Here is a 20,498-nt window from a genome sequence, read left to right on the forward strand (position 1 = left end):
CTTCCCCGGCATCGCGTTGCCGCGACACTTACTTCACGCACACGACACGCCGACGGGGGCCGCCGTGCGTTAAGTCTCGGCGCACCGGACAACGGCGAGTCGGCGAATCGCGCCACATATTGGGGTTTAAACCCGCGCCCCGCGCGACAAGACTCAGATATGCGAGTGCCGACGCAATGCAGGACAAGCGTACTGTTAAAGTGGCCGTGCTCGTTTGAAGCGCCGCCGACACGGCCCGTCGGCGGGAGAACTTAATCCCTGGGAGTTGATGTGACTAGCAAAGATTCTTCTGACTCATTCGGAGCACGCGACACCCTCACGGTCGGCGATAACAGTTACCAGATTTATCGTCTCGACGCCGTCCCGAATACCGAGAAACTCCCCTACAGCCTCAAAGTCCTCGCCGAGAACCTGCTGCGCAATGAGGACGGCAGCAACATCACCAAAGACCATATCGAGGCCATCGCAAACTGGGATCCCAAGGCAGAACCCAGCATTGAGATCCAGTACACGCCCGCGCGCGTAGTGATGCAGGACTTCACCGGCGTGCCCTGCATCGTCGACTTGGCCACCATGCGTGAGGCCATCGGCGACCTGGGCGGCGAACCGGACAAGGTCAACCCGCTGGCACCGGCCGATCTGGTGATCGACCACTCGGTGATCGCCGACCTGTTCGGCCGCGCCGACGCATTCGAGCGCAACGTCGAGATCGAGTACCAGCGCAACGGCGAGCGCTACCAGTTCCTGCGCTGGGGCCAGGGCGCGTTCGACGACTTCAAGGTGGTGCCGCCGGGCACCGGCATCGTGCACCAGGTCAACATCGAATACCTGGCGCACGTCGTGATGGAACGCGACGGGGTGGCCTATCCCGATACCTGCGTGGGCACCGACTCGCACACCACCATGGTCAACGGCCTCGGCGTGCTGGGCTGGGGCGTGGGTGGCATCGAGGCCGAGGCCGCGATGCTGGGCCAGCCGGTGTCGATGCTCATCCCCCGGGTCGTCGGGTTCAAGCTGACCGGCGAGATTCAGCCGGGCGTCACCGCCACCGACGTGGTGTTGACCGTCACCGAGATGCTGCGCAAGCACGGCGTGGTCGGCAAGTTCGTCGAGTTCTACGGCAAGGGCGTGGCCGAGGTGCCGTTGGCCAACCGCGCCACCCTGGGCAACATGAGCCCCGAATTCGGTTCCACCGCAGCAATTTTCCCGATTGACCAGGAAACCATCGACTACCTCAAGTTCACCGGCCGCCAGGAGGAGCAGCTGGCGCTGGTCGAGACCTACGCCAAAGAGCAGGGCTTGTGGCACGACCCCGAGCACGAGCCGGAGTTCTCGGAATACCTGGAGCTCGACCTGTCCGAGGTGGTGCCGTCGATCGCCGGGCCAAAGCGGCCGCAGGACCGAATCATCTTGTCGGAAGCCAGGTCTACCTTCCGCGAGACGATTCCCAGCTACGTCGGCGACGACTCCAACACGCCGGGATATTCGAAGCTTGACCAGGAACTCGACGAGACATTCCCGGCCAGTGACCCTGGCCAAGTGGCCAATGGCCATGCCGACGACGCGCCGGCCGTGCAGTCGGCCGCCGCGCACTCCAAGGGCCGCCCAACCAATCCGGTGACGGTGAAATCCGACGAACGGGGCGAGTTCGTGCTCGACCACGGCGCGGTGGTGATCGCCGCGATCACGTCGTGCACCAACACCTCCAACCCCGAGGTGATGCTGGGCGCGGCGCTGCTGGCCCGCAATGCCGTCGAAAAGGGGCTGGCCTCCAAGCCGTGGGTGAAGACCACGATGGCGCCGGGCTCGCAGGTGGTCAACGACTACTACAACAAGTCCGGCCTGTGGCCCTACCTGGAGAAGCTCGGCTTCTACCTGGTCGGCTACGGGTGCACCACTTGCATCGGCAACTCCGGCCCACTGCCCGAAGAGATTTCGAAGGCCATCAACGACAACGACCTCGCGGTGACCGCGGTGTTGTCGGGCAACAGGAACTTCGAGGGTCGCATCAATCCCGATGTGAAGATGAACTACCTGGCATCACCGCCGCTGGTGATCGCATACGCGCTTGCGGGGACCATGGACTTCGACTTCGAGAAGCAGCCGCTCGGCAAAGACGAGGACGGCAACGACGTGTTCCTCGAGGACATCTGGCCGTCGCAGAAGGACGTCTCCGACACCATCGCCTCGGCGATCAACCAGGAGATGTTCACCAAGAACTACGCCGACGTGTTCAAGGGTGACGAGCGGTGGCGCAATCTGCCGACACCGAGCGGCAACACCTTTGAGTGGGCCGATGATTCGACGTACGTGCGTAAGCCGCCGTACTTCGACGGGATGCCCGCCGATCCGGAACCCGTCAGCGACATCAGCGGGGCACGAGTTCTTGCGCTGCTGGGTGATTCGGTGACCACCGACCACATCTCCCCCGCCAGCAGCATCAAGCCGGGAACCCCTGCGGCGCAATACCTCGACGAGCACGGCGTTCAGCGCAAGGACTACAACTCCTTCGGTTCGCGGCGCGGCAACCACGAGGTGATGATCCGTGGCACCTTCGCCAACATCCGGCTGCGCAACCAGCTACTGGACGACGTCTCGGGTGGCTACACCCGCGACTTCACTAAGGATGGCGGGCCCCAGGCGTTCATCTACGATGCGGCGCAGAACTATGCGGCACAAGAGATTCCGCTCGTTGTGCTCGGCGGCAAGGAGTACGGGTCCGGCTCGTCCCGCGACTGGGCGGCAAAGGGCACCAGCCTGTTGGGTGTTCGCGCCGTGATCGCCGAGTCCTTCGAGCGCATCCACCGGTCCAACCTGATCGGCATGGGTGTCATCCCGCTGCAGTTCCCGGAGGGAAAGTCGGCCGGGGACTTGGGCCTGGACGGCACCGAGGTGTTCGACATCACCGGCATCGAGGAGCTGAACAACGGCAAGACGCCGAAGACCGTGCACGTGAAGGCGGCCAAAGAGGGCGGTAAGGCAGTCGAATTCGACGCCGTGGTGCGCATCGACACTCCCGGTGAAGCCGATTACTACCGGAACGGCGGCATCTTGCAGTACGTGTTACGCAACATGCTCAGGTCGAGCTAGTGGCGATCGCAGGCGCGGCGCAGCCTTGCGCGGCCGGTCGCCACATGAAGATCTAGCGGGCCGTGCCCAAGGTCAGCCAGGACCATCTGGCGGCGCGGCGCCGTCAAATCCTTGATGGCGCCCGCCGCTGCTTCGCCGAGTTCGGCTATGACGGAGCCACCGTGCGCCGACTCGAGCAGGCGATCGGCTTGTCGCGTGGTGCGATATTCCACCACTTCCGCGACAAGGACACGCTGTTTTTCGAGCTGGCGCACGAGGACGCCGAGCGGATGGCCGATATCGCCTCACGCGAGGGTCTGGTTCAGGTCATGCGCGACATGCTGGCGGCGCCCGAGCAGTTCGACTGGCTCGCCACACGATTGGAGATTGCCCGCAAGCTGCGCCACGACCCGGAGTTCCACCAGGAATGGACTGATCGGTCAGCGGAGTTGGCGGCGGCGACGATCGAGCGGTTGCGTCGACAGAAATCGGCCGGGCGGGTGCGCGACGACATTCCCAGCGATGTGTTGCAGTGCTACCTGGACCTGGTTCTCGACGGGCTGGTGGCCAAGGTCGCTTCCGGTGAAGACACTCAGTTGCTCACCGCTGTGCTCGATCTGGTCGAGGGCTCGGTGCGGCAGAGCTAGGTACGCTCGCGCACGCGAGTGCGGTGGTTCGGTCCGCCGCGGCTGCGCATCGTGGTTCCGGATTCGCGCAACATGCTGTGGATCGATCCGTACGACCTGCCGGTCGAGGCGACCAGAGTTCGGATGCTGGCTCCGCCCTCGTAGGCATGGCGCAATTCGCGCAGCACTTGATCGCGCGGTTTGTTCGACTTCCTCATCGGCCCCTCCCGGTTGAACAGGATCCCCAAAGCACACAGAGTAGGAAGCCGGGTCGGCTGGCGGGCCGCTTTGACGAAATCGCCTGCTACACCTAGGGGTCCAAGCGGTCAGGCCAACTCGATGAGGTCCCGATACTCTTCGGACCAATGGTCCTCGGTGCCGTCCGGCAGCAGCACGACGCGTTGCGGGTCGAGCGCTTCGGCGGCCCCCGGGTCGTGCGTGACCAGCACAACCGCACCGGCATAGCTGCGCAACGCATCGAGCACCTGTTCGCGCGACGCCGGGTCGAGGTTGTTCGTCGGCTCGTCGAGCAGCAGCACATTGGCAGTCGAGGCCACTAGGCCGGCGAGCGCCAGCCGGGTCTTCTCCCCACCGGACAAGGTGCCGGCCGGCTGGTCGAGTTGGCTGCCGCTGAACATGAATGCACCGAGCAGACCCCGCAACTCTTGCTCGCCCGAATCCGGCGCAGCGTGGCGAATGTTCTCCCACACCGTCGCGGCGTCGTCGAGGGTGTCGTGCTCCTGCGCGAAATAGCCGATTTTCAAACCATGTCCGGCTTCCATCGACCCGGCATCGGGTTGTTCCACGCCGGCCAGTAACCGCAGCAGCGTCGTCTTGCCTGCCCCGTTGAGCCCGAGCACCACCACCCGAGAGCCTCGATCGATCGCCAGATCCACCCCGGTGAAAATTTCCAGCGATCCGTAGGTTTTCGTCAGCCCGGAGGCGGTCAACGGTGTGCGTCCGCACGCCGAAGGGCTCGGGAATTTGATCCGGGCCACCTTGTCGGCCACCCGCTCTTCGTCGAGTGCGGCCATCATCCGGTCGGCGCGGCGCAGCATATTCTGTGCCGCAACTGCTTTGGTGGCCTTGGCGCCAAGCTTCGCCGCTTGGGCGCGCAGAGCGGTCGCCTTGCGTTCGGCATTGGCGCGTTCGCGGCGGCGGCGCTGCTCGTCGGTGGCGCGGGCGTCGAGGTACTTCTGCCAGCCCATGTTGTAGACGTCGGCTTCGCCACGTACCGCATCGAGGAACCAGACCCGGTTGACCACATCGGCCAGCAGGTCCACGTTGTGGCTGATGACCACCAACCCGCCGGCGTGGTTGCGCAGGAAATCCCTGAGCCAGCCCACCGAATCGGCGTCGAGGTGGTTGGTCGGCTCGTCGAGCAGCAACGTGGTCGCCGATCCGGCGCCGGTGTCGGATGCGGCAAACAGGATGCGGGCCAACTCCACTCTTCGGCGCTGACCGCCGGACAGCGTGCGCAACTGTTGGGTCAGCACGCGGTCGGGCAATCCGAGACTGGCGCAGATCCGGCCCGCTTCGCTTTCGGCGCCGTAGCCGCCGAGCGCGGCGAAGCGCTCCTCGAGTTGGCCGTAGCGGCGGATCGCACGATCACGGGCGGCGTCGTCAGCGACCTCCGCCATCAAGGCCTGCTGCTTTTCCAGATCGGTGAGCAGGGTGTCGAGTCCGCGTGCGGAGAGCACCCGGTCGCGCGCGAGGATGTCGAGGTCACCCTCTTTGGGATCCTGCGGCAGATAACCGATCTCGCCGGTGCGTGCCACGGTGCCCGCGTACGGTTCCGCCTCGCCCGCGAGGATGCGCAGCGTCGTCGTCTTGCCGGCACCGTTGCGACCGACGAGCCCGATCCGGTCCCCCGGCTGTATCCGCAGCGCCGCGCCGTCGGCATAGAGCAACGTGCGCGCTCCTGCGCGGACCTCAAGGTCCGTAGCCGTGATCACGGTCACTCTCCTTGCGGATTTGTCCTGGGGTTGCGTGGCTACTTGTCGTCGGTGAACACCGGCGGCCGATTTTCGGCGCGCGCCGCAACCGCTTCTTCGAAGTTGCCGGTGAGCAGGCGGACGAAGAGCTGTCCCAGACCTTCGGCCTGCATGTGCCCTTCCAGGCTAGCGGCGTCCAGTCCACTCCATAGTGTGCGCTTGGTCAACTCGACGCCCGGCCGGGAAAACGCGGCGATCCGCTCGGCCATGTCGTAGCAGGTCTCCAGCAGTTGGTTGTCGGGGACCTGGCGGGACACCAGGCCGATCCGCTCGGCCTCTTGGGCGTCGATGTCGCGACCGGTCAGCATGATCTCGAACGCCCGCGACGATCCGATGGCCCGCGGCAGCAGGTAGCTCAAACCCAGCTCGCTGGCGGTCAGCCCGTTGTTGATCCCGGCGGCCCGAAAGTACGCCCCGTGCGCCGCGACCCGGATGTCGGCGGCGAGCGCCAGGCACAGTCCGCCGCCGATCGCCGCGCCGTTGACCGCGGCGATCACCGGTTGGTGCAGCCGTCGCAGCGCGAGGATGACGTCGTCGAGGATCTGCATCGAGCGCAACGCGTAGGTGGGCCGGGTGAGGTCCTGAACGTGCGGAACGCTGCCGGCCGATTTGTGGTCGGCGCCCGACGAGAAGCCCTTGCCGGCGCCGGTCAGCACGACGACCCGTACCGCGTTGTCGTAGGTGATGTTCTCCAGAACCTCTTTCAGGGGCACCATGACGTCGAACGCCATGGAGTTCATTCGCTCGGGCCGATTGAGGGTGATCAACGCGACGCGCGGCCGCGGATGTTCGACGAGGACCATGCTCACCGTTGAACGGTAACCCGCCCTCGTGCGGGTTTAGCTCAGGACTGGTCGTCCTGGTGGGCGGCCACCGCGGCGTCGACATCGAAGTCCCTGATCTGCTGAACCAGATCTTCCAGCGCGGCGGGTGGCAGAGCGCCCGCCTGGGAGAAGACGAGCTTGCCCTTCTTGAAGGCCATCAGCGTCGGGATGGATCGGATCTGAGCGGCCGCGGCGAGCTCTTGCTCGGCTTCGGTGTCCACCTTCGCGTGCACCACATCGGGATGCTTGTCCGCTGACGCGGAGAAGGTGGGCGCGAACTGGCGACACGGGCCGCACCAGGACGCCCAGAAGTCGACGAGCACGATGTCATTGCCGTTGATCGTTTCGTTGAACTGCGCGGCAGTGAGGTCTTGGGTAGTCACGGACTGCTCAACGCTGTGAATTGCCGCGGTGTTCCCAGCTTCAGGTCAGGTGGTCGTAGTCGCCGCGGACCCAGGCGGCGTGGCGCTCCGCCGAACGCTGCACCACGTCGTGGCCGTCGGTGTCGATGGCATTGCTGTAGAGGCCGTAGATCCGGTCGAAGTGCAGCGGGGCCAGCGTGGCGGCCATGCGTTGCACCACCGCGGCCGACAGCGGAAGCCGGTTGGGATAGCTGCGCAGGAAACCGACGGTGCGGCGGTCCGGGTTGGGAAAGATGGTGTCCCCGGTCAGCAGCACGCCGCGGCCGCCGGCGCCCTCGGTCCAGCAGGCGACCGAACTGCCCGGAAAATGCCCGCCCACCCGGACGGCCGTCATCGCGGGCGTCAGCGTCAACGAATCGGACCACAGCTGAATCACCGGGTCGGGACGCATCACCCAGTCCGCATCGGCGGCGTTGACGTACACCGGGACCCCGCCCAGTCGGCGGCTCCATTCGACTTGAGCGCCGAACATGTGCGGGTGGCTGGCGACAATCGCGATGACCCGGCCGCGGTCGCCTACCGCGGCCACCGCGTCGTCGTCGACAAAGCCCGATGGATCCCACAACACATTTCCGGCGTCGGAGCACACCAGTTTTCCCAACTGCCCGATTCCCAACGCCGGAGAACTGCCGATCGCCACCAGCCCGTCTTCGATGTTCCAGACCACCGACCGCATGCCTTCGGCGACGAGTTGGTCCAGCGTCGCCCACAGTTGACCCTCGCTTGGAACCCATTGCCGTTCATCGGCACAAATCGCGCACACACCCGATGCGGTGCTGTGCTCGACTCCGCAGGTTCTGCACAGCCAAAACATGGGCCTACTCTAATTTGATGGCGCCGCACTACGAACCGCACGACGAGCCGATGGGGGGTATCCACCGCGCGTTAAGCGTCTGTTGCAGCGGGTATCCCTGCCATGGCCAATGCTCGCGATCGGAGAAGCGTCGATGACCGTCACCTCGTCGGGTCCCGCGCGGGCTCGGTTGTTGATCCCGCTACTGGCCGGGGCTACCGCGTTGTCCATCGCCGCATGCGGCACGTCGAACCACCAGAACCCCACACCGCACGGCACCGTGGCAAGCCAACCGACGTCCGCGCCCAAGCCACCGCCGCCACCGCCGCCACCGCCGCCGCCGGTCGGCAAAGATCACATCGAGGGCCTGGTCAGATCGGTGTCAGGTGACACGATCCAGCTCACCCAGCGGGACCGGAGCGCAGCGACGGTGGCGTTCACCCCACAGACGATGGTCACCGAGCTCAGCTCCGCTGCGCTGACCGACGTGCAACCCGGCAGTTGCGTCGACGTCAGGTCCGCGCCGCAGAGCGCTTCGCCCGGCGGTGCGATCACTGCGGAATCCGTGGAGATCAGCCCGGCGATAGCCCAGAGGTGCCCGCCGCCACCGGGGCCCGCCGCAGCCGTTTACGGCACGGTGGACTCCGTCGCGGACAACGCCATCAAGGTCAACACCACCGATCTCACCGGCAAAACAACGCATAGCACCGTTACCGTCACCAACACGACCACCTACACCAAACACGCCGTTACTAATGCCCAAGCGGTCCAGAATGGTAAGTGCATGGCCGCGCAGGGAACCAAGGACGGCAATGTGCTGCGCGCCGCGACGATCGACCTCGAACCGTGTCCGCCGATGGGTGGCCCGCGCCACCACTTGCACCTCCCGTGGTGGCTGCCCCATCACCACCATTAGAACTGAGACCCTACTCGTCCAACCGCTTTCGCGCGGCCTACCCGGAGGCATTGATTGAGTCGGTGGCGGGCAACACGATCACCTGAATGCGGCTGGCGCAGGCGGCAATTCGTCGCAAACCAGCGTGACCGTCACCGACACCACCAAATACGCCAAGCAGTCAACCGCTGACGCACAGGAAATCGCTCAGGGTGAGTGCATCGCGGCGCACGGGACCACCGACAATGGCAGCTGCCCCCAACTGGGCGGCAAGCACGACCGCCACTAGCCGGCCGTCGGGTCAATACGATCGGGGCAGCCCAAGGCTGTGCTGCGCAACGTGATTGAGGATCATCTCGCGGCTGATCGGCACGGTTTTGAACAGCCGGACGAACTCATACATGTTGGCCAGTGCGACCTCGCGGGTGAAGCCGGCGCCGCCGTGCACCTCGATGGCCTGATCGAGGCAGCGGATGGCGGCGTCGGCGGACAGGAACTTGGCCATGTTGCTGTGTTCGCCGCCGTCGGTCCCGGCGTCATAGCTGGCGGCGGCGTGACGGGTCATCAGCCGCGCGGCCTCGAGGGCAATCTTGGCTTCTGCCAACGGATGCGCCAGTCCCTGGTGAGCTCCGATTGGCACCTGCCACACCGTGCGCTCGCGGGCGTAGGCGACCGCCTTGTCAAGGGCGTAGCGGCTGACACCGTTGCAGATCGCGGCGATGATCACCCGTTCGGGGTTCATGCCGTCGAACGCGACCCGTAATCCGTTGCCTTCGCCGCCGACCAGCCGGTCCGCCGGGACGGCAACGTTGTCGAAGAACACCGTGAACGACTTGTCGGTGATCTCGAACGTCATCGGGATGCGGTGCATGTCGATACCGGGCGTGTCACGGTCGACCAGGAACAGCGAAAGCTGAGCGCGCCCGTGGGCGTCGGTGCCGGTGCGGGTGACGACGAGCAGGGCGTCGGATTGATCGGCGGCGGTGATGTAGGTCTTCTGCCCGTTGATGAAGTACTTGTCGCCGTCGCGGTGCGCGGTGGTGGCCAGCTGGTGGCTGTTGGATCCGGCGTCGGGTTCGGTGATCGCGAACGCGATCTTCATCGTTCCCGCGGCCATCGGGGCCAGCCACTGCTGCTTCTGCTCGTGGGAGGCATGCCGCGACAGCAGGCTGCCGACGATGCCCGGTGAGATCATCAGCATGATTTGCGGGCAGCCGGCCGCGGCGGCCTCCTCGGCGACGACGTTCATCGCGCTCAATCCCATTCCGCCGCCGCCGTATTCCTCGGGGAGGTTCACGCCGACGAATCCGCCGGCGGCCAAGGCGTCCCACAGTTCGGCGGGGTGCTGGAGGGTTTCGCTGCAGCGGGTGAAGTATTCGTTGCCGAACCCGGCCACGATCCCATGTACCGAGGACCGCAGTTCGGCTTCTTCGACGTCGGACAGGATCATCGGAAGTCCATCCAGTGTCCGTGCGGGGTGAAGCCGAGTAGGAACGGTATCTCGATGCGGCAGACCGGTCCCGCGGTGATGTCGCCGGTGTCGAAAATGGCGTATTCGCCGAGGTTCTCGCTCCATCGCGAGATCGGGACCATCAGGTAGCCGTCCCCTTCCGGCGCGTCGGGAGTGCGCGGCACAAAGGTCGGCTCCATCACCAGCGACGGGCGATCGTGGCGCAGCCGGTACCGCTGTTCGTCTCCGCTGGTTCGATCCCGCACGACCAGGCTGTGCATGCGCATCCCAGTTCCTTTGGCGTCGCCGCCGATCAGGTATCCCCAACGCTGGCCGTGGCCGTAGAAACGTTCGTCGACCTTGGGCAGCTCGCAGGGTTGGTCGTCGATCAGCTCGGATTTCACGCTTCCTCCGGCCAGGTCGACGGTCCAGCGTCCGAGCGTGCTGCGGGCCAGGTTGAAGAACAGCGCGACATCCTCGCCTTGGAAACCATCGATGTCCAGCGGGAACGGTGGGCGTTCGAAAATCGGGGCTTCCAAGGTCAGCGTGTCGCCGTCGACGTCGGCGGCTAGCGTATGCATCACGTACTGCGGTTCGATTTCCGCTGTGATCCAACGGATCTCGCCTTTCTCGACATCGTCGCGGGGTATCAGCGCCAGCATGGTCGGCAACTCCGGATGCCATCCCTGCACCGCCTGCCCGCGCTCGATGCGGTCCGGGTCGAAGACGAAACCCTGAAACGGCAACACCATCCACTTCGGGGTCAGCCACATGTCGTGCACTTCCGAGGAGTACGGCGCGTCCCAGAGTTCTCGCGATGCGACCGCACCGTCGGGCTGCACGACATGGACGGTGACGTACGGCTTGTGATTGCTGTACGCCCAGCCATACAACGTGCCGCTGGCGCTGTCCCATTTCGGGTGCGCGGTGAAAGCCGCATCACCGTAACCTGCTTTGTCGAAGATCCCGCGGGACAGCTGCGGCGACCACCCGACCACGCCGCGGGTCTGCAGGGTGATGGGATCCAGGGCCACGGGCGGGCTGCCTTGCTCGCCCGATGCGAGGATTTCCCCCGCGAACGGAAAGCAGTTGATGTTGTTGGTGCCCTGCGGAATTCCGCGGGTATGTTCGTCGGGCACGGCGGCGCCGAAGCCGATGTTGCGCCAGTCGGTCCACTCGCCGTCGGTCCAGCAGAACATTCCGCGCCTATGCCGGTCTTCCAGCAGATACTTGGGCGTGCGGACCCAGCGGTTACGGAAGTCGGCGCGGCCGTTGTCGAACGTCAGGCCCTGCACCATGCCGTCCATCGCCAGAATTCCGTTCGCGCCCTGCCGGGTGGGTCGCTTGAAGGTCGGCCCGACCCGATAGAAGCCGCCGGAGAGCTCCTTGGGAATTTCGCCGAACGTCGTGACGCAGTCCTCGACGGTCGCCTCGAACCGCATCGGTCGGAAGGCTCCGGTCAGCACGGCGGTATTCGGCACATTCACCATGGCGACTTAGTATACTAAGTTGCGTGCCGATGACAAGACCCTCCCGCGCGCCCGACGTGGTCGCCGCAACTCTGCGGCGGCGGATTCTCTCCGGCGAGCTCGCACCCGGTGATTCCCTGCCCACCGAGGGTGAACTGATCACTCAACTGGGCGTCAGCCGCGAAACGGTCCGCATGGCTCTTCGACTGCTGGACGCCGAGGGCCTCACCGCGACCAGCCAGGGACGCAGCGGCGTGCGGATCCGTCACCCGGAACCGGAGCGGGTCGCCCGTTCACTGGTGCAGTTGTTCACCCTCACCGGCGCGACATGGGGTGACCTGTTGGATTTCCGCACAATGCTCGAACCCGCCGCCGCGGCCCACGTCGCCGAGCACGCCACCGCGCCACAACGTAAGCGAATCGCCGTCGTCGCCGAGCGCGGCATCGCACCCGACGGCACTGGTTACCACGAATTCCACGAGCTGCTGGTGCAGGCCAGCGAAAATCCGCTCCTCACAACCGTTTTGGCTGCGATCGAACAGGCGGTGCGCTGGGCGGCCGCCGAACAGGACATCAGTCAGTATGACCGCGACGAGGCCGCCAAGTCACATCGCGCAATCGCTGCCGCCATCACCGCCAATGATCCGCGGAAGGCGCAGCGGCGAATGGAACAGCATCTTAAAGCTGCCTTGCGCCACGTCGAAGCATCGGGACTGCGTGGTGCGCCGATGATTCCGCCGTCACGATGGCGCGGCGAGAACAGCGATCTGCCCTGGCGCTGAGGCGTGTTTACTTCTTCCCGCGCCAGCCACGTTCAAAGGGCAGCCGCCACGCGCGCGGCGCGATCAGCGGATGGACCGCGTTGGGGCCCCAGGAATCGAGGTCGTAGCTGTGTGAAGGTGGCGGATCCTCCAGCAGCGGGGCCGACACCTCCCACAGTCGCTCTATGCCTTCCGCGGTGTTGTACAGCGTGTGGTCACCGCGCATCGCGTCGAGAATCAGACGCTCGTAGGCCTCCAGGACATCGCCGGCGTGGGCGGTCTCCTCCATGGTGAACTGCAGGCTGAGCTTGTCCAGCTTCATCCCCGGGCCGGGCCGCTTTCCGTAGAACGACAGCGACATCTTGGACACGTCGGCGAGATCGAATGTCAGGTGATCGGGCCCCTTTTGTCCCACACCGGATCCGGGCGGGAACATGCTCCGCGGCGGCTCGTGGAACGCGATCGAGATGATGCGCTGCCCTTCGGCCAGGCCCTTGCCGGTGCGCAGAAAGAACGGGACACCCGCCCAGCGCCAATTGTCGATCTCACATTTGAGCGCGACGAACGTCTCGGTGTCCGATTCCGGGGCGACCCCGTGTTCGCCGCGATAGCCGCGGTACTGCCCGCGCACCACGTTGTGCGGGTCAAGCGGCCGCATCGAGCGGAAGACCTTGTTCTTTTCCTCGCTGATCGCCGCCGACGCAAGCTCCGTGGGCGGTTCCATCGCGACGAAGGCCAGGATCTGGAACAGGTGGGTGACCACCATGTCCTTGAACGCGCCCACGGCTTCGTAGAACTGGGCGCGGCCCTCGACAGTGAGCCGCTCGGGAACATCGATCTGGATGTGATCGATGAACTGCCGGTTCCAGATCGGCTCGAACAGCCCGTTGGCGAATCGGAACGCGAGGATGTTCTGTGCCGCTTCCTTGCCCAGGAAGTGGTCGATCCGGAAGATCTGTTCTTCGTCGAACCGCTCGTGGATCGCCTTGTTGAGCTCCCGCGCGCTGGCCAGATCAATGCCGAACGGCTTCTCCATGATGGCCCGGGAGTTCTGCGCCAAGTCCGCCTTGTGCAGCGTGTCCATCACGGCCATCACCGCCTTCGGCGGGACGCTCAGGTAATGCAGCAGGCGAGCCTCGCCGCCGAGTGCCTCAACCTGCTCGGCCACCGCAGTTGCCAGGGCTTCCGGGCCTTGCTGCTGGGGAACAAACGTCAGATTGGCGATGAATTGCTCGAACAGTTCATCGGAATCGGCGTGGTGGGCGAACTCCTTGCAGGCCTTGTGCGCCACTTCTTCGCGGAACGTCTTGCTATCCAGTTCGTCGAGCGACGTCCCGATGACCCGCATCTCGGGAGCAAGCTTCGAACACGACAGGTGAAGCAGGCCAGGCAGAAGCTTTCGGCGAGCCAAATCGCCTGTCGCGCCGAACATTACGACGACATGCGGCTCCGCGCTATTTGCTTTCTGTTTAGCCCCCTGAGCTACCCCGGCGTCCGTCACGTTCACGATCGTAACGAAGGACGGTCGGATTCACACCCTGCAGCGGGCGAATACCTAGGTAGCTGGCCGGGCCAGATGATGACACCGGGGGCGCGCTGCTGACCGCGCCCCCGGGCTGTCGTCATCATTGAGGGAGCTGATACCAGCCCTTCTGGTCCCCATAAGCCCAGCCGCACGGAACCCGTTCCCACTTGTTTCCGTCGTCGCCACCGTTCCAGATGTCGCACTTCGGCCCGTTCGGATCGGGCGCAGGCGCCTCCGGGTCGGCCTTGGCTATGCCGCCAGTCATCAGCGCGGTCGCCAAACAGGCCGCGGCAATCACCAGTTTTCTTTTCATCGCGCATTCACCTTTCTGTCCGGGTGATTAGATTCTGCGGCCATATCCCGGCTCGCGCGACTTTTAGAAATGTCGGCTCAGACGGTGAAGCCCAACGCACGCAGCTGGTCGCGGCCGTCGTCGGTGATCTTGTCCGGGCCCCACGGTGGATTCCACACCCAGTTGATCCGCAGCTCATCGACCAGTCCTGCCCCAATCAACGCGTTGCGCGACTGGTCCTCGATGACGTCGGTCAGCGGGCAGGCCGGCGACGTCAGCGTCATATCGATCAGCGCGACGGTGCCCTCCTCCGCTTCTTCGAGGTTGACACCGTAGACCAGGCCCAGGTCGACGACGTTGATGCCGAGTTCGGGGTCGACGACATCGCGCATCGCCTCCTCGATGTCGCCAAGCAGCTCGTTGTCCGGTGCCGCAATTTCGCTCATCCTTTGACCTCCTCCAAGTCGCCACTCGCTTGCGCCAGCGCATCCTTAAAAGCCATCCAGCCCAACAGCGCGCATTTCACCCGGGCCGGATATTTCGCGACGCCGGCGAACGCGACGCCGTCGCCGAGCACGTCCTCGTCACCGGCGATATTTCCGCGGGACGACACCATCTCGGTGAACGCGGTCACCGTCTTCAACGCCTGCCCGACGCTTTGACCGATCACCTGCTCGGTCAGCACCGAGGTGGCGGCTTGGCTGATCGAACAGCCCTGGCCGTCGTACGACACATCGGCGACAGTCTCGCCGTCGTCGGACAGCGCCACCCGCAGGGTGACGTCGTCGCCGCAGACCGGATTCTTGTGATAGACCTCGGCGGCGAACGGCTCGCGCAGGCCGCGGTGCTGCGGATGTTTGTAGTGATCGAGGATCACTTCCTGATACATCTGCTCGAGACGCATGACCGCTCACGCCCTGCCGAAGAAATCGATGGCCCGGCGCACGCCGGCGACCAGCCGGTCGACCTCGTCGAGGGTGTTGTAGACCGCGAACGATGCGCGCGCGGTGGCCGCGACGTCGAACCGGCGGTGCAACGGCAGCGCGCAGTGGTGTCCGACCCGCACGGCGACGCCATCGTCGTCGAGAACCTGACCGACATCATGTGCGTGCACGCCGTCGACGACGAAAGACACCGGCGAGCCACGGTTTTCCAGCACGGTCGGACCGATGATCCGGACCGCGTCGATGCCGGACAGTCCGTCGATCGCAGCGGCCACCAGCTCGCGCTCGTGAGCTTCGACGGTGGCCATGCCGATGCCGCCGAGGTAGCGCGACGCCGCGGCCAACCCGACCACCTGCGACGTCATCGGGGTGCCGGCCTCGAACCGCTGCGGCGCTGCGGCGTAGGTGGTGGCCTCCATGGTGACCGTCTCGATCATCGAGCCACCGGTGAGAAACGGCGGCAGCGCGTTGAGCAGCTCGCTGCGGCCGTAGAGCACGCCGATTCCGTTGGGGCCCAGCATCTTGTGCCCGGAGAATGCGGCGAAGTCGACGTCGAGGGCGTGGAAGTCGATCGGCTGATGCGGCACCGACTGGCAGGCGTCCAGCACCGTCAAGGCGCCGACGGCCTTGGCCCGCTCAACCAGCTCGGCGACCGGGGCCACCGCGCCGGTGACGTTCGAGTGATGGCTGAAGGCAACGACTTTGACGTCGTGGTCGAGTTGCAGCGAATCCAGATCGATGCGTCCGTCGTCGGTCACGCCGTACCAGCGCAGCGTGGCGCCGGTACGCCGGGCCAGTTCCTGCCATGGGACGAGGTTGGCGTGGTGCTCGAGCTCGGTGATGACAATGACGTCGCCCGGGCCGACGGCACGGTCGAAGCGGTTGTCCCCCAGCACATACGACAGCAGGTTGAGCGATTCGGTGGCGTTCTTGGTGAACACCAGCTCATCGGTGTCAGCACCGACGAACGCGGCGATCTCGGCTCGGCCCTGCTCGTAAGCGTCGGTGGCCTCCTCCATCAGCTGGTGCGCGCCGCGGTGCACCGAGCCATACGAGGTGGTCAGGAATTCGCGTTCGGCGTCGAGGACCTGCAGCGGACGTTGCGACGTCGCCCCGGAATCCAAGTACGCCAACTGGTTTCCGCCTCGCATCACGCGAGCCAGGATCGGGAAGTCGGCCCGGATCGCCGCGAGATCCAGCGCCGCGGGACGAGTGGCCGAGACCGTCATGTCAGGCCCCCGAGGCGGCCGTTTGAGTGAAGCGGACGTAGCCGTTCTCTTCGAGTTCGTCGGCCAGCTCCGGACCGCCCGATTCGGTGATCCGCCCGCCGACGAAGACGTGCACGAACTGCGGGTGGATGTAGCGCAGAATCCGGGTGTAGTGCGTGATCAGCAGGATGCCGCCATGCTCGGCTTCGGCGTAGCGGTTGACGCCCTCGCTGACCACCCGCAGCGCATCGACGTCCAGACCGGAATCCGTCTCGTCGAGGATCGCGATCTTGGGCTTCAGCAGCCCCAGCTGCAGGATCTCGTGGCGCTTCTTCTCCCCGCCGGAAAAGCCTTCGTTCACACTGCGTTCGCCGAACGCCTGGTCGATGTCCAGGTCCTGCATCGCGGCCTTGACTTCTTTGACCCAGTGCCGCAGCTTGGGCGCCTCGCCGCGGACCGCAGTCGCGGCCGAACGCAGGAAGTTCGACATCGACACCCCGGGTACCTCGACGGGGTATTGCATGGCCAGGAAGAGACCGGCGCGGGCGCGCTCATCGACGCTCATGTCCAGGACGTTGCGCCCGTCGAGCGTGATCGATCCTGATGTGACGCGGTACTTCGGGTGTCCGGCGATGGCATAGGACAAGGTCGACTTGCCGGACCCGTTCGGGCCCATCACCGCATGGGTTTCACCGGAGCGGACCGTCAAGTCGACCCCGTTGAGGATGGCGATCTCGTCGCCGTCGGATGCGTTCTCGACGCTGACGTGCAGGTCTTTGATTTCCAGAGTTGTCATGAGGCGGTAATTCTCGATTCCGTGATGGCCAGTTCGTGTTCAATGGCTGTAGTCAGGCGTTCGCGTATTTCGGGGACCGCGATCTTGGCGATGATCTCGTTGAAGAATCCGCGCACCACCAGCCGGCGGGCCTGTTCTTCGGGAATCCCGCGAGAACGTAGGTAGAACAGCTGCTCGTCGTCGAATCTTCCGGTGGCGCTCGCGTGTCCGGCTCCGACGATCTCGCCGGTCTCGATCTCCAGGTTGGGCACCGAGTCGGCGCGTGCGCCGTCGGTCAGGACCAGATTGCGGTTCACCTCGAAGGTGTTGGTGCCGGTGGCCTCGGCCCGGATCAGCACGTCGCCGACCCAGACGGTGTGCGCGTCGGGGCGCTTCGAGTCCGGATCCCCTTGCAGCGCACCCTTGTACAGCACGTTGGATTTGCAGTCCGGCTGCGCATGGTCGATGAGCAACCGCGACTCCAGATGCTGACCGTCGTCGGCGAAGTACAGGCCGAGCAGTTCGGCGTCGCCGCCGGGTGCGCCGAACCGCACGTTGCCGGTCATCCGCACCACCTCGCCGCCGAGCGTGATCGCGACATGACGGAGCACGGCGTCCTTGCCCAGCCGGGCGTGGTGTGCGCTGACATGCACAACGTCGTCGGCCCAGTCGGCGATCCAGACCACCGTGAGTCGCGCCGCGTCGCCGACGACGAATTCGACGTTGTCGGCATAGATTCCGCTGCCGCGATGGTCGATGACGACGACCGCTTCGGCAAGCTCCTCGACGCGCACCTGCAGGTGTCCGTAGGCCACCGCGCCCGCACCGGGTCCTTCGACCGCGACCTCTACCGGCTCGGCGATCTGCGTGTCGCGGGCGACGGTGACGACCGTCGCGGTGTTGAACGACGAAAAGGCCTGTGCGGCAACCCTGTCGGCGGGTACTCCGCCCTGCCCGAGTCGCTCGTCACCGCGACGCACCGTCTCCACCTGCACGCCGGGCTGCTCACCGACCGCGATCTTCGCGGTTCCGGTGGCGTGCGCCGAACCGTCGTGCAGGCCGTGCAGACGTCGTAGCGGGGTGAATCGCCAGATCTCGTCGCGGCCGCCGGGAACCTCGAACGCGTTGACGTCGAACGAGGAGAACAGCTCGCCCTTGTTGGCAGCGGCGAGGGCCGAACCCTCCACCGCTTCAGTCAATCCCACCACTAGCCGACCGCGCCTTCCATCTGCAACTCGATCAGCCGGTTGAGCTCCAGGGCGTACTCCATCGGCAGCTCCTTGGCGATCGGCTCGACGAAGCCGCGGACCACCATCGCCATCGCCTCGTCCTCGGTCATACCGCGGCTCATCAGGTAAAAGAGCTGATCCGCACTGACCTTGGAGACGGTAGCCTCGTGGCCCATCGTGACGTCGTCCTCGCGGATGTCGACGTAGGGGTAGGTGTCGCTGCGGCTGATCGTATCCACCAGCAGCGCATCGCATTTGACGCTGGAGCGTGACCCGTGCGAACCCTTGTTGACCTGAACCAGGCCGCGGTAGGACGTGCGACCGCCGCCGCGGGCAACCGACTTCGAGACGATGTTGCTCGACGTGTTGGGCGCCAGGTGCAGCATCTTGGCGCCGGTGTCCTGATGCTGGCCCTCGCCGGCGAACGCGACCGAGAGCACTTCGCCCTTGGCGTGCTCACCGGTCATCCAGACCGCCGGGTACTTCATGGTCACCTTCGAGCCGATGTTGCCGTCGACCCACTCCATGGTGGCGCCCGCCTCGGCCCTGGCCCGCTTGGTGACCAGGTTGTAGACGTTGTTCGACCAGTTCTGGATGGTGGTGTAACGGCAACGGCCACCGGGCTTGACGATGATCTCCACCACCGCCGAGTGCAGGGAGTCCGACTTGTAGATCGGCGCCGTACAGCCCTCGACGTAGTGCACGTAGGCACCCTCGTCGACGATGATCAGCGTCCGCTCGAACTGCCCCATGTTCTCGGTGTTGATCCGGAAGTAGGCCTGCAGCGGGATGTCGACGTGCACACCCGGCGGGACGTAGATGAACGATCCCCCACTCCAGACGGCAGAGTTCAGCGCGGAGAACTTGTTGTCCCCGGCCGGGATCACGGTGCCGAAGTACTCCTTGAAGATGTCGGGGCGCTCCCGCAGCGCGGTGTCAGTGTCCAGGAAGATGACGCCGAGCTTCTCCAGATCCTCACGGATGGAGTGGTAGACGACCTCCGACTCGTATTGCGCGGCGACACCAGAGACCAGCCGCTGCTTCTCAGCCTCCGGGATGCCGAGCTTGTCGTAGGTGTTCTTGATGTCCTCGGGCAGGTCGTCCCAGGTCGCGGCCTGCTTCTCGCTGGAGCGCACGAAGTACTTGATGTTGTCGAAGTGGATGCCCTCGAGGTTGGAGCCCCAGTTCGGCATCGGCTTGCGCTCGAAAATGCGCAGAGCCTTCAGCCGATATTCCAGCATCCATTCCGGCTCGCTCTTCTTGGCCGAGATGTCGCGAACCACCGCCTCCGACAGCCCCCGCTGCGCGCTGGCACCGGCCACGTCGGAGTCCGCCCAGCCGTAGCCGTAGCGGCCCAACGAGGCGATCGCCTGCTCCTGGGTCAACGGCTCGGCGGGCACACCAGTCTTGGTGGCCTCTGGGGTGAGGGTCATAACGACGCTCCTTTGATGCTCGAGGTGGCTTCGGCACGGGCTGTGCGCCGAAGTGGTTTGGCTTCGGTGGTGAGCGGGACGTGGGTGGTACAGGCGTAGTCGCCGTTGACGATGGTCGCCAACCGCTGCACGTGGGTCCCGAGTACCTCGGCCATGGCCTGCTGCTCGGTTTCGCACAATTCCGGGAACTCCTCGGCGACGTGCGACACCGGACAATGATGCTGACAGATCTGCACTCCGTGGATCGGACCGCCCACCTGGGTGGTGGTCGCGACGTAGCCGGCTTTGGACAGCGCGCCGGCGATCCGCTCGGCGGTGGCTTCGATTTCCTCGTCGGCATCCGAGTCGGCTGCCTCGACACCGGACAGGATCGCGTCGATGCGCTGACGGGCAAAGTTGCGGACCGCCTCCTCGCCGCCGATCTCGCGAAGCTGACGCATCGCGGCGGACGCCAGATCGTCGTAACTGTGGTCCAGCTTCGCGCGGCCGGTCGAGGTCAACCGGTACCGCTTGGCCGGCCGTCCGCGCCCGGCTTGCTGCCACGGCGCGGCCGGAACCGACTCGGCCTCACCCATGTCGATCAACGCGTCGAGGTGGCGTCGCACCCCGGCCGCCGACAGACCCAGGCGCTCACCGATCTGCCCGGCGGTGATAGACCCGGACTCCAGCAGCAACCGCACGACGGCGCTGCGCGTCTGACCGTCATGCGTCGCAGCAGCGGCTGCTGCTTCGGCACCTTGGACGGACTGCGGGAATTTCACAACACCAGTGTGACGCAATTCCAGCAAC

19 protein-coding genes and 2 pseudogenes are annotated in these 20,498 nt (G+C 65.3%); 5 read left to right on the forward strand and 16 right to left on the reverse strand.

What is annotated here, in order from left to right; all coding sequences use genetic code 11:
• The first annotated feature begins 270 nt into the window (after window positions 1-270).
• Window positions 271-3,090: an aconitate hydratase gene (locus VGH54_RS07380; protein WP_331511280.1), complete on the forward strand. Its 2,820-nt coding sequence runs from the start codon at window positions 271-273 to the stop codon at window positions 3,088-3,090.
• A 62-nt stretch (window positions 3,091-3,152) separates the two neighbouring features.
• Complete coding sequence (locus VGH54_RS07385; protein ID WP_331511281.1) at window positions 3,153-3,716, forward strand: helix-turn-helix domain-containing protein; 564 nt, start codon at window positions 3,153-3,155, stop codon at window positions 3,714-3,716.
• On the opposite strand, the gene VGH54_RS07390 is transcribed toward VGH54_RS07385, so the two are convergent.
• The 5 genes and pseudogenes from VGH54_RS07390 to VGH54_RS07410 all read right to left on the reverse strand — a co-directional run bounded on the left by VGH54_RS07390 (window position 3,713) and on the right by VGH54_RS07410 (window position 7,749).
• Window positions 3,713-3,913 carry a helix-turn-helix domain-containing protein gene (locus VGH54_RS07390; RefSeq protein ID WP_331511282.1) on the reverse strand — a complete coding sequence of 67 codons (201 nt, stop codon included), beginning with the start codon at window positions 3,911-3,913 and terminating at the stop codon, window positions 3,713-3,715. The two genes, VGH54_RS07385 and VGH54_RS07390, sit on opposite strands and share 4 nt — an antisense overlap.
• 108 nt (window positions 3,914-4,021) lie before the next feature.
• Window positions 4,022-5,650, reverse strand: a complete 1,629-nt coding sequence (locus tag VGH54_RS07395) for an ABC-F family ATP-binding cassette domain-containing protein (RefSeq protein ID WP_331511283.1) — start codon at window positions 5,648-5,650, stop codon at window positions 4,022-4,024.
• Window positions 5,651-5,688: 38 nt separating this feature from the next.
• Window positions 5,689-6,516: pseudogene (locus VGH54_RS07400) on the reverse strand (enoyl-CoA hydratase); the annotation flags it as partial.
• A gap of 17 nt (window positions 6,517-6,533) precedes the next feature.
• Complete coding sequence (gene trxA, locus VGH54_RS07405; RefSeq protein ID WP_331511284.1) at window positions 6,534-6,896, reverse strand: thioredoxin; 363 nt, start codon at window positions 6,894-6,896, stop codon at window positions 6,534-6,536.
• 40 nt (window positions 6,897-6,936) lie between these two features.
• Window positions 6,937-7,749, reverse strand: a complete 813-nt coding sequence (locus tag VGH54_RS07410; protein ID WP_331511285.1) for an MBL fold metallo-hydrolase — start codon at window positions 7,747-7,749, stop codon at window positions 6,937-6,939.
• A 133-nt stretch (window positions 7,750-7,882) separates the two neighbouring features.
• On the opposite strand from VGH54_RS07410, the gene VGH54_RS07415 reads away from it, so the two are divergent.
• Together VGH54_RS07415 and VGH54_RS07420 are read left to right on the forward strand one after the other, a co-directional pair.
• Window positions 7,883-8,644, forward strand: coding sequence for a hypothetical protein (locus VGH54_RS07415; protein ID WP_331511286.1), 762 nt, complete (start codon window positions 7,883-7,885; stop codon window positions 8,642-8,644).
• Window positions 8,645-8,768: 124 nt separating this feature from the next.
• Window positions 8,769-8,912, forward strand: coding sequence for a hypothetical protein (locus tag VGH54_RS07420; protein WP_331511287.1), 144 nt, complete (start codon window positions 8,769-8,771; stop codon window positions 8,910-8,912).
• A gap of 12 nt (window positions 8,913-8,924) precedes the next feature.
• Here VGH54_RS07420 and VGH54_RS07425 read toward each other — a convergent pair whose 3' ends face one another.
• Together VGH54_RS07425 and VGH54_RS07430 are read right to left on the reverse strand one after the other, a co-directional pair.
• Entirely contained in the window at window positions 8,925-10,073 is a 1,149-nt protein-coding gene (locus tag VGH54_RS07425; protein WP_331511289.1) for an acyl-CoA dehydrogenase family protein, read from the reverse strand.
• The gene (locus VGH54_RS07430; protein ID WP_331511290.1) at window positions 10,070-11,563 is read right to left on the reverse strand and encodes a carotenoid oxygenase family protein; all 1,494 of its coding nucleotides are present in this window, start codon (window positions 11,561-11,563) and stop codon (window positions 10,070-10,072) included. The genes VGH54_RS07425 and VGH54_RS07430 overlap by 4 nt, the downstream gene beginning before the upstream one ends.
• 29 nt (window positions 11,564-11,592) lie before the next feature.
• On the opposite strand from VGH54_RS07430, the gene VGH54_RS07435 reads away from it, so the two are divergent.
• Window positions 11,593-12,324: a FadR/GntR family transcriptional regulator gene (locus VGH54_RS07435; protein ID WP_331511291.1), complete on the forward strand. Its 732-nt coding sequence runs from the start codon at window positions 11,593-11,595 to the stop codon at window positions 12,322-12,324.
• A 7-nt stretch (window positions 12,325-12,331) separates the two neighbouring features.
• Here the strand turns inward: VGH54_RS07435 and zwf are convergent, their stop codons facing one another.
• From zwf to VGH54_RS07480, 9 genes and pseudogenes are all read right to left on the reverse strand, one after another.
• Window positions 12,332-13,735, reverse strand: a complete 1,404-nt coding sequence (zwf, locus tag VGH54_RS07440) for a glucose-6-phosphate dehydrogenase (protein ID WP_414688664.1) — start codon at window positions 13,733-13,735, stop codon at window positions 12,332-12,334.
• Window positions 13,736-13,928: 193 nt separating this feature from the next.
• A complete protein-coding gene (locus VGH54_RS07445) occupies window positions 13,929-14,141 on the reverse strand; it encodes a hypothetical protein (protein ID WP_331511293.1) in 213 nt (70 codons plus the stop codon).
• A gap of 77 nt (window positions 14,142-14,218) precedes the next feature.
• Window positions 14,219-14,566, reverse strand: a complete 348-nt coding sequence (locus VGH54_RS07450) for a metal-sulfur cluster assembly factor (RefSeq protein WP_163774947.1) — start codon at window positions 14,564-14,566, stop codon at window positions 14,219-14,221.
• Window positions 14,544-15,024: pseudogene (sufU, locus tag VGH54_RS07455) on the reverse strand (Fe-S cluster assembly sulfur transfer protein SufU); the annotation flags it as partial. The pseudogene sufU and the gene VGH54_RS07450, both read right to left, overlap by 23 nt.
• A 6-nt stretch (window positions 15,025-15,030) precedes the next feature.
• The gene (locus tag VGH54_RS07460) at window positions 15,031-16,293 is read right to left on the reverse strand and encodes a cysteine desulfurase (protein ID WP_331511294.1); all 1,263 of its coding nucleotides are present in this window, start codon (window positions 16,291-16,293) and stop codon (window positions 15,031-15,033) included.
• 1 nt (window position 16,294) lies between these two features.
• Complete coding sequence (gene sufC, locus VGH54_RS07465) at window positions 16,295-17,068, reverse strand: Fe-S cluster assembly ATPase SufC (RefSeq protein ID WP_331511295.1); 774 nt, start codon at window positions 17,066-17,068, stop codon at window positions 16,295-16,297.
• Window positions 17,065-18,255 carry a Fe-S cluster assembly protein SufD gene (gene sufD, locus VGH54_RS07470; RefSeq protein ID WP_331511296.1) on the reverse strand — a complete coding sequence of 397 codons (1,191 nt, stop codon included), beginning with the start codon at window positions 18,253-18,255 and terminating at the stop codon, window positions 17,065-17,067. Before sufD ends, sufC begins: the two co-directional genes overlap by 4 nt.
• The gene (gene sufB / locus VGH54_RS07475; RefSeq protein WP_331511297.1) at window positions 18,255-19,709 is read right to left on the reverse strand and encodes a Fe-S cluster assembly protein SufB; all 1,455 of its coding nucleotides are present in this window, start codon (window positions 19,707-19,709) and stop codon (window positions 18,255-18,257) included. Before sufB ends, sufD begins: the two co-directional genes overlap by 1 nt.
• Window positions 19,706-20,494, reverse strand: a complete 789-nt coding sequence (locus tag VGH54_RS07480; protein ID WP_331511304.1) for a metalloregulator ArsR/SmtB family transcription factor — start codon at window positions 20,492-20,494, stop codon at window positions 19,706-19,708. Before VGH54_RS07480 ends, sufB begins: the two co-directional genes overlap by 4 nt.
• Window positions 20,495-20,498 lie beyond the last annotated feature (4 nt).

This window comes from Mycobacterium sp. (assembly GCF_036488105.1).
GTDB lineage: Bacteria > Actinomycetota > Actinomycetes > Mycobacteriales > Mycobacteriaceae > Mycobacterium.